The sequence below is a fragment of the Dyadobacter bucti genome (assembly GCF_005869225.1).
Taxonomy (GTDB): domain Bacteria; phylum Bacteroidota; class Bacteroidia; order Cytophagales; family Spirosomataceae; genus Dyadobacter; species Dyadobacter bucti.
On sequence record NZ_SWFP01000009.1, the window covers coordinates 242,824 to 255,763 of the forward strand.

Genomic DNA, 12,940 nt, shown 5'->3' on the forward strand with positions numbered 1-12,940 from the left:
TTTCCTACTGCTGAGGAATTTTTAGTTTCTGCCCTACCATAACACTGTTTCCGGACATATTGTTTAATTTCTTCAAATCTTCGACGCTCGTTTGATAGTTTTGTGCGATTCGAAAAAGCGTTTCGCCCGGAGCGACAGTATGTGTTTGGGTACCCGGGGTCGATGGTTTTTGGGAGTCAGGATCGCTACCAGCCGATTTTTTGATCCGCAGGCGCTGACCGGACTTCAATTTGTCCGAATCGTCCAGATTGTTCATTGCGTACAAATCTTTGATATTGAGACCGTATGCCCTGCAGATACTATAATAAGTCTCTCCCCCCTGAACTACGTGAAATTCCTGTCCTTCATATGCGGAGCTTCGCATTTCCTGTTTGATTTCTTCCGGTGTTTTAAAGGTTGAAGCGGCAGCTGGACGCGTTACAGGTATCGCCTTGGCAGTATTTTCCTCCGAAGCGGATGCAGCAGATTCAGATTTACTTACCAGCAATCGCTGGCCGGAAACAAGGCGGTTGGGGCCGCCGCTTTTGCTATTGAGCGAAATCAGCTCTCTTACGGTGAGATTATACTTATTGGAAATGCTGAAATAGGTTTCTCCCGGTTGAACAGTGTGATAGCTGACCTTCTCCGTGGCGGCAGCTATTTCGGGTTGTTCTGGCTGTTCCGCTGCTTCTTTTGCTGCTCTTTCCTGGGCCGCTAATCTTTGCCGTTGGTATACCGACATTGTCGCAGTCGAACCTCCCGTTGTAGCTGGAGCAGTTGGTTTGGCGGGCTTGGTAGCCGGTTTTTCTTCCTCTGCTGATCTGAATGAATCCGCATTGTCCTGCGTGATAATGACTACCCGATCATTGGTCTCCGCATTATTAGAGGAAGGTTTTGATGTGGTTACTGGTATTTCAGCCTTCGGCACCACGGCCACCGGCGGAGTAACAGTCGGTGTTGCCGTCGGCACAGTTTCTTTGGCAACGCTGCTGTCACTTTTTTCAACGAGCACCGGCGTATATTTTTTTCTGCCCGAAGGCTTGTCTGGAATAGTGTTGGTTTGCGCCGGAACAGTAGCAGTAGCTTGTGGTGTCTGCGGTGCAGATGCAACGGCTGGCTCTGTTGTAGCAGGTGCTGGCTGCGGAGGAGCAATAATTTCAATAGGCTGCTTTCTAGGTCGCTTTTTGTTCAAAAATAAAACCTGCCCGGTCTGAATCGGATAATTCCGACTGGTAGTACGGTTATATTTCAGAAGGCTTACCAGGCGCAATCCGTATTGCTGCGAAACACTGTGCCAAGTATCTCCGGGACGCGCGGTATGGAAAGGAGTTGCAGCCTTTTTATTCTTTTTACTCAAATAATAGATCTTGCCCGGGATAAGTGGCATCTCCGCCAGCATATCATTGTATCGCATGAAAGTAGGTGCTTTGATATCGCCCGCCTTTGCCAGCGTTTTCGGTTTGTCGCCTGCACGTGCCTCTACTCCGGGTAATCCGTTGATCTCATATAAAATGGGTGCATTCACCTCTGACAGCTGCCGCGCGGCTTTTTTTACTACGGGAAAACCTGTATCCTCGAACACCGACGCCACCACGGTCTGGCGTTCGGGTAAAGACAGTTTCTCGCGCACCGATGCTACCTGGTTTACAGGCACAGGAATGGCGATCAGGTACTCACGGTCAGAAGGGATTTTTTCATTGGCATTAATCCACTTGTTATAAGCTTTCAGATCAGCAGAAGCAATGCCCAGCGAACTCGCTATCTCATCAAATGTCAGGCCCTTACCATAATCGGATTCCAGGAGAATAGTCTGATTAGCAGTTTTGTAGCGTTCTATTCCGGCTTCGAGAGCAATTTTGTGTGCAAAAAAACGGAGCATATACCGATCCGTCTTGCCGTTTAAGGTCACCTCACGGGCATAAGCCCAGTTGGCAGGGATTATTTTTTTTACGCCTCCTGCACCCTGATAATAGGAGTAGAGCGTAGTTACCCAGTTGTTGAACTGCTGGTTATTTTTTTTCAGATACCATGCTGCTGCATGTGTGGAAGAGCTGATGTTTTTTCGTTCGTCAATGTCACCATCTACCCGTAAATTCAGTTCCCGCGCTGTTTCAGGTTTGAACTGCCAGTAACCTACAGCATTCGAAGTAGACACAACATCCGGGCGGAAGGAGCTTTCCTGAACAGCCAGGTATTTAAAATCGATGGGTACTTCTTCGTCCATAAATATGCCCTCCACAATCGGGAAATGGAGAACAGCCCGGTCCATTTTTTCTTCCCAGAATTTTTTGTTGGACATCAGGTTTTTAACATCTTCTTCGATCAGGTTTTGGGCGCTTCTGTCAAACTTTACAGTGATTCCGCCAAAAGATACGCTGGAAGGAATTTCAGGATAAGTTTGCGCATCTACGTTGCTCGCTGCCTGTAGCAATAATACCCAGGCTAACAGGATGTATCTGATGTTCTTTAAGAAAGTACTGGCCATAAATTGTAAAGCTTGGCTAAATGACTTGAATTAAATTTTTTGAAGAATCATTAATCCATCGCGGATGGGTAACAGAACATTGAAAACACGGCTGTCCTCGTGAACCATCCGGTTAAAATCTATCAACGCTTGAGTATCCTTATCTATTTTTGCGTCCTTCGGCTGGATGATTTTTCCGCTCCACAGGACGTTGTCAGCAATTAAAAAACCTCCGGGGCGTACCTTTTCAAGGCAGAGGTTAAAATAGGAAGAATAGTTAATTTTGTCAGCATCGATAAATACCAGATCGAATGTATCTCCCAGTAAAGGGATGATCTCCAGAGCGTTGCCGATCCTGTAATCAATGCACTGGTCGAACCCGGAACCGGCGAAGAAATTCCTGGTGAAGGTTTCCAGCTCTTCATTAATATCTATTGTGATAAGTTTTCCATCCGGGCGCAGTCCCTCGCAAAGACATATTGCTGAATAACCGGTGTAAGTCCCGATCTCGAGGATGCGGTCCGGACGTATCATTCTTGAAATCATTGACAAGAACCGGCCTTGAAGATGCCCGGACAACATACGCGGGTTGAGAACTTTGGCATAGGTCTCCCGGTTCAAAGACTTTAGCAAGTCGCTTTCACTTTCCGTATGAGACACGGAATATTCCTCAATTTCCTCTGCCAGAAACTTCATTTCGTTCTTAATCTAAACCCTAATGTACTATGATTAACAAAAATCAAACATTAGCTAATATGCGTTGAAGGTAAGTACCGTAGCCGCTTTTAACCAAAGGCTTAGCAATTTCTCGTAGCTGTTCTCCTGTTATAAAGCCCATTCGGTAGGCGATCTCCTCAATACATCCCACCTTTAAGCCTTGTCTTTCTTCAATGACTTGTACAAACTGTCCTGCCTGCATCAATGACTGGAAAGTGCCGGTGTCAAGCCAGGCGGTGCCACGGTTCAGGACGCCCACTTTTAATTTGCCACGTTCCAGGTAAACACGGTTTACATCGGTGATTTCCAACTCACCTCTGGGAGACGGAGGAATGGTTTTGGCAATTTGTACAACATCATTGTCATAAAAATATAGCCCCGGAACCGCGTAGTTTGATTTTGGTTTCTCCGGTTTTTCTTCGATGGACAAAACATCATTTTTCTTGTCGAATTCAACGACTCCATAACGTTCGGGGTCATGCACCTGATATGCGAAGATGACACCTCCGTCCGGGTCATTATTGGATTGAAGCAATTGCGACAAGCCTGATCCATAAAAAATATTGTCACCCAGGATCAGCGCTACTTTATCATCACCAATGAATTCTTCTCCAATGATAAAAGCCTGAGCAAGTCCGTCGGGACTTGGCTGCACAGCGTAACTGAAGGTGCACCCCAATCTGCTGCCATCGCCCAGTAGTTTTTCAAAATGAGGCAGATCGTGTGGCGTGGATATGATCAATATCTCGCGGATGCCAGCCAGCATCAGGATAGAAAGCGGGTAATAGATCATTGGTTTGTCGTAAACAGGCATTAGCTGTTTACTGACTGCCAGTGTCAACGGGTGCAAACGTGTTCCGGATCCACCGGCCAGAATTATTCCCTTCATAGTTGGATGTCAGTTTGAATGACCTCGAAGAATATTGAGGCCGAAGATTGTGATTTTTTGTTCAGTTAACAGTTACCTGTCCTGATACATATCATCATAGTATTTCTGATATGCGCCGGAAGTAACATTGTTGAGCCACTCCTGATTTGCCAGATACCAGTCAACGGTTCTTTCAAGTCCCTCTGCAAACTGAAGTGAAGGTTTCCATCCCAATTCGTCTGACAATTTGGTCGCATCGATCGCATAACGAAGATCATGACCGGCACGGTCGGTTACGTAGGTGATCAGCTTTTCTGTTTCTCCGGCCTCACGTCCCAGTTTTTTGTCCATGATGCTGCAAAGCAAAAGAACAAGGTCGATATTTTTCCACTCGTTATGGCCGCCGATGTTATAGGTTTCGCCATTGGCACCCTTATGAAAAATTACATCGATCGCTATGGCATGGTCTTCCACAAACAGCCAGTCGCGGATATTTTCTCCCTTACCATATACCGGAAGCGGTTTTTTCTGAATGATATTGTGGATCATCAGCGGGATCAGCTTTTCAGGGAAATGATTGGGGCCGTAGTTATTGGAGCAATTGGAGATCACTACTGGTAACTTGTAAGTATTATTATAAGCCCTCACAAAGTGATCGGAAGATGCTTTCGACGCCGAGTATGGCGAGCGTGGATCGTATTTCGTGGTTTCTACAAAGAATGTTCCCGGATCATGCAGTTCACCATAGACTTCATCAGTAGATACATGATAGAAGCGACGGCCGGTGAAATCATCTTTCCAGGCTGTACGTGCAGCATTAAGTAAATTCACGGTACCGACCACATTTGTCATTACAAAAGACATGGGGTCAGAAATAGATCTGTCCACGTGACTTTCTGCGGCCAAATGAATGATGCCGTGAAAATTGTTCTCGCCGATCAGTTTGTCAATAAAAGCAGCATCAACGATATCGCCTTTTACGAATGTGTAATTTGGAGCATTCTCAATATCCCTGAGGTTTTCCAGGTTACCGGCGTAGGTCAGAGCGTCGAGATTATAGATGTGGTATTCCGGGTGATAGGTAACAAATCGCCTTACAACATGGGATCCGATAAAGCCTGCACCACCTGTGATTAAGATTTTTTTCATTTTTCAGGGGTTATTTTTAATTGCCAGTTCCAGGCGTCGCGAAGCGCATCGGCCATGGATTTTTCAGCATACCATTTCATGACTTGATTTACTTTATCGGATTGGGCGTAAATTTTCTCCACGTCTCCCTCCCTGCGCGGGCCAATGCTGTAATTCAGTTTTACCCCGTTTACTTTTTCAAATGTATTGATCAGGTTCAGTACAGTGTAACCTTCGCCGGTACCTACATTGAAAACATCATAATAATTGGCGTCGGTTTGACCGTCCAGCAGGACCAGGGCTTTCAAGTGAGCCTTTGCCAGATCTACAACATGTATGAAATCACGGACACAAGTACCGTCGGGTGTATCGTAATCGCTCCCGAAAACTGTGAGCGACGGACGAAGCCCTGCGGCGGTCTGCGTGATGAAAGGAACGAGATTACTCGGAACACCGTTCGGCAGCTCACCGATCAGCGAAGATTCGTGTGCCCCGATCGGGTTGAAATAACGCAAGGAAATAGCTTTAAGGCCGGGAGCGGAATGAACGTAGTCCCGGATGATGTCCTCTGCAATGGCTTTGGTATTCCCGTAGGGCGAGGTCGCAGGCTTGCGCGGCGTGCTTTCTGTTACGGGCAACGCGTCGGGTTGGCCGTAAACTGTGCAGGAAGAAGAGAAAACGAATTTGTCGACATTAAACTCCTTCATCACCCGCAGTAGTACAAGCAGGGAAATAAGGTTGTTCTCGTAGTAGTTCAGGGGTTTTTCAACGGATTCGCCGACTGCTTTGTAAGCAGCAAAATGGATCACCCCGTCGAATTTCTCTTTTTTGAACAGTTCCCTTACTTTTTCGATGTCGTTGCAGTCGATCTCGTAAAATGGAAAATCCTTACCGGTTATTTTCTTGATACCTTTCAGGACGTCCAGATTTGAGTTGTAAAGATTGTCGATAATGACTGGTTCGAATCCTGCTTCATGCAATTCAACAACAGTGTGGGAGCCTATAAATCCGGCTCCTCCGGTAACGAGAATTTTCATTCGTTCTGACCTTAATTTGAAAATTAATTGTGGTATAGTAATCGATGGAAAACAGGATCAAAAACACAAAAAAAGCAACTATTTGGAACACTTGTCACTACATTTGATGCCCTTAAAGCGTAATTTTTTTCCGGGCAAAAGTAGAAAATTTGACGTCTATAAAAAAAAAATGTTTTTATTTATCCGTTGGTTGTAAAATGCAGATTTGAGGAAAATGGACCAAAAAGAAATTAAAGCACTGATATCCTTGCTTGATGATGAAGATCATGAGGTAAGTCAGCATGTTGAAGATAAGATATTGTCTTTGGGAGGTAATGTGATACCTTTTCTGGAGACAGAGTGGGAGGGTAATTTCAACCCGATTATTCAGCGTAAAATAGAGGAACTGATCCATGAGCTGCAGCTGAGCATCATGATTGAGCGCCTGCAGGCCTGGAAAAATGGCGGAGGACTGGATTTACTGGAGGGTATGTGGATCATCGCTACTTACCACTACCCGGATTTATCTATAGAAAAACTGAAAACCAATATCGAGCAGCTTTATTACGATATCTGGATACAGTTTCAGGAAGAGATGAATGCAGTGGACCAGATCAAAAGGATCAACAGCATATTCTTCGGCGTGATGAATTTTGCGGCCAATACCAAGAATTTCCATTCTCCGGCGAACTCCATGATTAACATTGTGCTGGATAACAGGAGGGGCAACCCCATCACTTTGTGCGTTATATATCTGTTGATCGCCAGAAAGCTGGATATGCCCGTCTATGGTGTAAACCTGCCTAATCTTTTCGTGTTGACGTATAAAAGTGACAAGACACAGTTTTATATCAATGTTTTTAATCGCGGGATTATTTTTTCGAAAACAGATATCGATCATTACATTGCACAGCTGAACATCAAATCGAAGGATATCTTCTATCAGCCCTGCACCAACCTGGAAATCGTGCAAAGGGTACTGCGTAATTTGATCCTGTCCTATGAAAAAACAAGCGAACAGGACAAAATAAGGGAAATTGAAAAGATTCTGAAATCTACCCTGGACGACATTGACGGACGTTAAAATTACAGGGCTATGGCCAGGCAATGGTCATCAAACCATCTTACATATACATTCGAATTGACGACAAACCCGTTGTCAATCAATGTCCCCGCAAGCAGTAAAGACTCTGTCTCGAAAGGATCGATGAATATGGAGTCCCTGAAACTGACCTTCTTTCTTCCATACTGTTTATAAATAGCTTCTTTGGCGCACCAATACATGCACAATGGTGCAAGCTGATCTGCTGCGTGGGCATGTTCTGTTACGGACAGGTATTTTTTGGAAGTCCTCTGAAGTTTAGCGTCCATTTTTTCCATATCAATACCCACTGCGTCATACGGGTTCATGACCACAGCGACGTATTCAAAGGTGTGGGTGATCGAAATATGGGATTCGTTGTTGATCAAAAAGGCTTTTCCATGTTCATCTTTGTGTGTTCCTTTATAGGTAATGCCAAATTGTTCGGAGAGGGTTTTAACAAGCAAACGGCTAGCTAGCCATTCCCGGATTTTCTGTGGGTGGGTTATCTTGCTGAATTCCTCCGCATTATAGTCGCCGCCCAGGTTTTCGCGGAGTTCTTCCACGGTTTCAGTGAGTTTCCAGAGAAGGAGGGTAGTGGTCTCTTCAATCTTTTCGGAATGAACGAGCGGCATAATAATTCTGTTTAAAAATCTTATCCTGTTTAATGGAATGAAACCGGGCGTGGCCTCAGGCCAAGCATACAAAGGTTCAAACTGATCATTGCTAATCGCAAATTTACCAAATGAACATTCGCAAAGTAGATACTTTTTCCGGTCATAGGGATAGCGTTTACACAATTATTTCTGACAATACTTCTCACGGCTTTTACTCGGCGGGAGGTGACGGTTTTGTAATTCAATGGGATCTCAATAAGCCTGATCTTGGAAATCTGGTCGCCAAAGCGGGGGTTTCCGTTTATGCACTGGCGCTCGATAAAGTGAACCAGTCGCTCTGGATCGGGCAGAATTACGAGGGAATACAAATCCTTGATATCCCCGGCAACAAAATTCATAATACTGCGAAAATAACAACTGCGGCCATATTTGACATACAAATATTCAACGGCAAGGCTTTGCTGGCCCTGGGCGATGGTGTCATCGTAGTTATGGATATCAATTCCTTTGCAGTTCAAAAACATATTAAGGTTTCAACCAAAAGTATCCGCTCCATTTCGGTCAATCCGCTTACGTTCGAATTCGCGGCCGGGGACAGCGACCATAATATCCATATTTTCGACCTGGACGGTTTTAAACTAAAAAGGACAATCCAATCGCATACCAATTCGGTATTTTCCGTTCAGTATTCGCCAGATGGCAGATATCTTTTCACCTCAGGCCGTGACGCACATCTTAAGATCTGGGATGTTGCGGATGATCATCAATTGCTGGCGGATATACCGGCACATTTGTATGCAGTCAATCACATTACGTTTAGCCCGGATGGGAAATTATTTGCTACCTGTAGTATGGATAAATCGGTGAAGGTGTGGGACTCACAGAACTTTAAACTAAAAAAAATAATCGATCGGGCAAGGCATGCGGGGCATGGAACTTCAGTGAATAAACTGCTCTGGACGACCTTTGAAAATCAGCTGATTTCGTGCAGTGATGACCGTATGATTTCGGTTTGGGAGGTCAAATAAGTGCATACTTATAATATGGTATTATTGGTAAATACTTTGAAAAATGCTCCATATATCTTTAACTTACACGATAGTTTTTAACTAGGACCAAAGCACAGATTGCATCATGAAAATTTCCGCAATAGATATTCGTAAGCACACTTTTGAAAAGATTTTCAGAGGTTATGATCCGGACGAGGTAGATGCTTTCCTGAATTCGCTGTCGCAGGAATGGGAACGTTTCACTAGCGAGAACAGCCTGTTGAAGATGCAATTGGAGTATGCAGAAAAAGAACTTGCGAAGCTGAAAGATATAGAATCAACGCTTTTCAGAACCTTAAAGGCTGCAGAAGATACCAGTAAGCTTATTGAAAAAGAGGCGAATGAACTGGCGGAAAAACGAATAGAAGAATCAAAAACTACTGCAAATGAGCTGGTTACAGAGGCGGAAAACAGAACGGCGCAGGTAATCAGGGAGACCGAGGAAAAGCTTCGCCGGTTTAAAGAAGAGTTTGTTGCCGAGGTTAAGATACAGGAGCGTGATTTCAGGGCAATCGAGAATTTCAGGGACAATCTGATCGTACAGCTTTCATCTCTTGCCAACAATACGATCGACACCGTAGACCGGTTTGAAAAGAAATATGATAAGGAATCCGTCCTGAACCGGATGGAAGAAATAAAGCAGCACATTTCTGAAATTGAAATACCTAAAAAGGCGGCTTACAGGCCCGAGGCTGACGAGGAGGAGTTAACCGAGGAGGTGAATGTAGTTTTGCAGGACGATAAGCCTGAGGTGGTTTTTGAAGTTGTCAAACCTGAGGAGGATGCCAAGGAAGCATTCATTCTCCCTGAACCCGAGCATGAACCGGAAGAGGAATTTGTAGCAGAAGCTGAGCCGGAGGCAAAAGAAGAAGAAGTATTCGTACAAGAAGAAGAACCGGTGGCAGAGGAAGTATGGGCGGAAGCAAAAGCACAGAATGCTCAGAGTGCTGCTGATGCCGCAAATGAGGCTCTGGCAGAAATGCATAAGTCGGCAGAGAAAGCGCGCGATACTGCTCCGGGAATCAACAGACCAAGACAGACGGAAAGAGAAAATAGTCAGCCGAAGAAGACGGGCGGCGGCGGATCATTTTTTGACCAAATTTGATTTACATTGGGAACGATCAGTCTTGAAGGCCTCGAATTTTTCGCTTACCACGGTTACTATCCCGAAGAGCAGCGGATCGGTAACAAATATGCGTTGGACATTACCATTACCACAGATTTTATAGTTGCTGCCCAGCATGACAAACTGAGTGAAACAGTCAACTATGAAACCATATATCAGATTGCTTCAAAAGTGATGAAGGAGCCGGCCAAGTTGCTGGAACATATCGGATTCACAGTAATAGAAAAAATCAGGGACCATTACCCGACTGTGGCCAATATCACGGTGAGAGTTTCAAAATTCAATCCGCCGGTAGGAGGTGTCTGTAACCGGGCGGTGATCACAATGGAGGGATAAAAAGAGAGGTTGAACGAACTGTTCAACCTCTCTTTTTATATCAGTATTCGTGGGGAAGTTCGATGTTAACCAGTTCGTTCCAGGGTAAACCATGCTGGTTTAGCAGTTCCATAAACGGATCAGGGTTCAACTCTTCGACGTTGTAAACACCGGGTTTCATCCATTCATCGTTTGTAAGCATCAGCATGGCTCCGATCATGGCTGGTACACCGGTTGTATAACTTACCGCCTGCGCCCTCACTTCACGATAGCATTCCGCATGATCGCAATTGTTCCACACATAATAGGTTTTTTCTTCTCCGTCCTTGATACCCTTGATCTGGCATCCGATGGACGTTTTTCCGGAATAATTTTCGCCCAGTGAATCGGGAGCAGGAAGTACGGCTTTCAGGAATTCAAGCGGCACAATATCCATTCCTTTGAACTTGATCGGATGGATGCTCGTCATGCCGACATTCTCCAGAACATTTAAATGTGTAATATACGCCTGGCCAAAAGTCATCCAAAAACGTGCGCGTTTTAGAGTAGGGAAGTTCTTCACCAGGGACTCCAGTTCTTCGTGGTAAAGTACATAGCTTTCTTTCGGGCCGATTTCAGGGTAATCTATCGGCTTGTGTATTGACATAGCCGGGATTTCAACCCATTCACCATTTTCCCAATATCTTCCGGGTTGCGTGATTTCCCTGATGTTGATCTCGGGATTAAAGTTGGTAGCAAATGCCTTTCCGTGGTCACCTGCATTACAATCGATGATATCCAGATAATGCATTTCATCAAAGTGATGTTTGTTGGCGTAAGCAGTGTAAACCTGCGTAACCCCAGGGTCGAAACCGCATCCCAGGACAGCCATCAAACCAGCCTCTTTGAATCTTTCCTGATAAGCCCATTGCCAGCTGTATTCAAATTTGGCAACGTCCTTAGGTTCGTAATTGGCAGTATCCAGATAATGCACGCCGGTTTCGAGGCAGGCTTCCATAATGGTAAGGTCCTGATAAGGAAGCGCCACATTGATCAGGACTTTCGGCTGGAATCTCTTGATGAGCATTACCGTTTCTGCAACAATGTCGGCATCAACCTGCGCGGTCTGGATAGTGACTCCATGCATTTCCTTGATCTCTGCGGCAATTTTGTCACATTTCGATTTGGTACGGCTGGCCAGTAATATTTCAGTAAAAACCTGGCTGTTCAGTGCGCATTTATGCGCTACAACACTACCTACACCACCTGCACCAATGATAAGAACCTTGGACATTTTATAAATTTTGAATGTTTGCGTATTTATCAAAACCGCGACGGTTCCCAAAAGTCCGGGTATCACAGTTTTCGGCAAAGATAGAATGAGCTGAGGTTTTTAAAAATTAATAAATCATCAATTTAAGCTGCCAGCAAACTTCATCACTTTGCCTTCACTATAATTGAGATAATATACTTCGCCGGCTGCATCGCGGCCAAATGATGAGATTGTACCTTTGTTTTCGAGGAGTAATATATTGTTATTCTTTTTATCAACGTCCATTTCAAGCGCCCAGATGCGGCCGCTTACAAAGTCGCCGTAAATGTATTTTCCTTTCAGGCTTGGGACGGAATCACTGGCGTAGATGTATCCGCCGGTAATGGATTTGTCGCCGTTTTCCTGGCTGTAATCGTGAATGGGCTCGGTGAGTCCGGCGGCATTGCAGTTGGACGAAGGATTATAGCAATCAACCCCTTCCTTAATCCGCCAGCCATAATTTCCGCCTTTGGTGATCAGGTTAATTTCTTCCCTTTCGTTTTGGCCTACATCCGCTGCATACAAATAATCTGTCACGGGATCGAAGCTTATTTTCCACGGATTACGCAGTCCGTAGGCGAAAATTTCTTCTCTGAATTGTTCTGTATTTTTGACGAAAGGATTGTCGGTCGGGATACTATATGCACCTTTTTCTGTACCGTTTACATCAATTCTCAGGATTTTACCCAACAGATTTCCACGATTCTGAGCGTTGTTTTGAGGGTCTCCGCCGCTTCCGCCATCACCGGTAGCAATGTAAAGAAAACCGTCTTTGCCAAATTGGAGTGAACCTCCGTTATGATTGGCATAAGGTTGATCAAATGTTAACACAACGGTTTCACTTGCAGGATCGGCCAGGTTGCCGGAAGGCTGGTTGGCTTTGTAGCGCGCGATGATTGTTTTCAGCGGATTGCCCTGTGTATAATTGACAAAAAAGTAACCATTGTTTTCGTAGTCAGGATGAAAAGCGAGCCCGAGCAGGCCACGTTCGCCGCCGGAAGTTACTTTGCTTTTTATATCAAGAAAAACGGCACTGGTACTTACGGAGCTGGAATTTTCAAAAACCTTGATAACCCCTTGCTGCTCCACAACGAACAGCCGGTTACTGCCGTCGCCGGCGTGTTGCATATCTACGGGTGAAGTAAAAGTCAGAGCTGGAAATGCTTCCCGGGAGCTGATGGAATTGTTTCCGGCCTCGATGATTTCATTGCCTTTGGAAGTGCATCCGGGCACGGAAATGGCAAGTATGTAGAGAAAAATGAGCTGTAGTGGGGATGTTTTCATGACGT

At 45.0% G+C, this 12,940-nt stretch carries 12 protein-coding genes; 4 read left to right on the plus strand and 8 right to left on the minus strand.

Annotation, left to right across the window (positions count from 1 at the left end):
* Positions 1–4 precede the first annotated feature (4 nt).
* The 5 genes from FBF61_RS26795 to galE form a co-directional block, all read right to left on the minus strand.
* Complete coding sequence (locus tag FBF61_RS26795; RefSeq protein ID WP_138483196.1) at positions 5–2,464, minus strand: LysM peptidoglycan-binding domain-containing protein; 2,460 nt, start codon at positions 2,462–2,464, stop codon at positions 5–7.
* 30 nt (positions 2,465–2,494) lie between these two features.
* On the minus strand, positions 2,495–3,139 hold the full coding sequence (locus tag FBF61_RS26800) for an O-methyltransferase (protein WP_138483198.1): 645 nt from the start codon (positions 3,137–3,139) through the stop codon (positions 2,495–2,497).
* A gap of 43 nt (positions 3,140–3,182) precedes the next feature.
* On the minus strand, positions 3,183–4,049 hold the full coding sequence (gene rfbA / locus FBF61_RS26805; RefSeq protein WP_138483200.1) for a glucose-1-phosphate thymidylyltransferase RfbA: 867 nt from the start codon (positions 4,047–4,049) through the stop codon (positions 3,183–3,185).
* A 72-nt stretch (positions 4,050–4,121) separates the two neighbouring features.
* Positions 4,122–5,177 (minus strand): dTDP-glucose 4,6-dehydratase, encoded by a 1,056-nt coding sequence (gene rfbB, locus FBF61_RS26810; protein ID WP_138483202.1) that lies wholly within the window; start codon positions 5,175–5,177, stop codon positions 4,122–4,124.
* Positions 5,174–6,193: a UDP-glucose 4-epimerase GalE gene (gene galE, locus FBF61_RS26815; RefSeq protein WP_138483204.1), complete on the minus strand. Its 1,020-nt coding sequence runs from the start codon at positions 6,191–6,193 to the stop codon at positions 5,174–5,176. Before galE ends, rfbB begins: the two co-directional genes overlap by 4 nt.
* 214 nt (positions 6,194–6,407) lie before the next feature.
* On the opposite strand from galE, the gene FBF61_RS26820 reads away from it, so the two are divergent.
* Entirely contained in the window at positions 6,408–7,256 is an 849-nt protein-coding gene (locus FBF61_RS26820; protein WP_138483206.1) for a transglutaminase-like domain-containing protein, read from the plus strand.
* A gap of 2 nt (positions 7,257–7,258) precedes the next feature.
* Here the strand turns inward: FBF61_RS26820 and FBF61_RS26825 are convergent, their stop codons facing one another.
* Positions 7,259–7,888 (minus strand): 4'-phosphopantetheinyl transferase family protein, encoded by a 630-nt coding sequence (locus tag FBF61_RS26825; RefSeq protein WP_138483208.1) that lies wholly within the window; start codon positions 7,886–7,888, stop codon positions 7,259–7,261.
* Between the two features lie 110 nt (positions 7,889–7,998).
* On the opposite strand from FBF61_RS26825, the gene FBF61_RS26830 reads away from it, so the two are divergent.
* The 3 genes from FBF61_RS26830 (at position 7,999) to folB (ending at position 10,381) form a co-directional block, all read left to right on the plus strand.
* Positions 7,999–8,898 carry a WD40 repeat domain-containing protein gene (locus FBF61_RS26830; RefSeq protein ID WP_138483210.1) on the plus strand — a complete coding sequence of 300 codons (900 nt, stop codon included), beginning with the start codon at positions 7,999–8,001 and terminating at the stop codon, positions 8,896–8,898.
* Between the two features lie 106 nt (positions 8,899–9,004).
* Complete coding sequence (locus tag FBF61_RS26835) at positions 9,005–10,024, plus strand: DivIVA domain-containing protein (RefSeq protein WP_138483212.1); 1,020 nt, start codon at positions 9,005–9,007, stop codon at positions 10,022–10,024.
* Between the two features lie 6 nt (positions 10,025–10,030).
* Complete coding sequence (folB, locus tag FBF61_RS26840) at positions 10,031–10,381, plus strand: dihydroneopterin aldolase (RefSeq protein ID WP_138483214.1); 351 nt, start codon at positions 10,031–10,033, stop codon at positions 10,379–10,381.
* A 40-nt stretch (positions 10,382–10,421) separates the two neighbouring features.
* On the opposite strand, the gene FBF61_RS26845 is transcribed toward folB, so the two are convergent.
* The gene (locus FBF61_RS26845) at positions 10,422–11,642 is read right to left on the minus strand and encodes a saccharopine dehydrogenase family protein (RefSeq protein WP_262712836.1); all 1,221 of its coding nucleotides are present in this window, start codon (positions 11,640–11,642) and stop codon (positions 10,422–10,424) included.
* A 108-nt stretch (positions 11,643–11,750) separates the two neighbouring features.
* Entirely contained in the window at positions 11,751–12,935 is a 1,185-nt protein-coding gene (locus FBF61_RS26850) for a PQQ-dependent sugar dehydrogenase (protein ID WP_138483218.1), read from the minus strand.
* Positions 12,936–12,940: the final 5 nt, after the last annotated feature.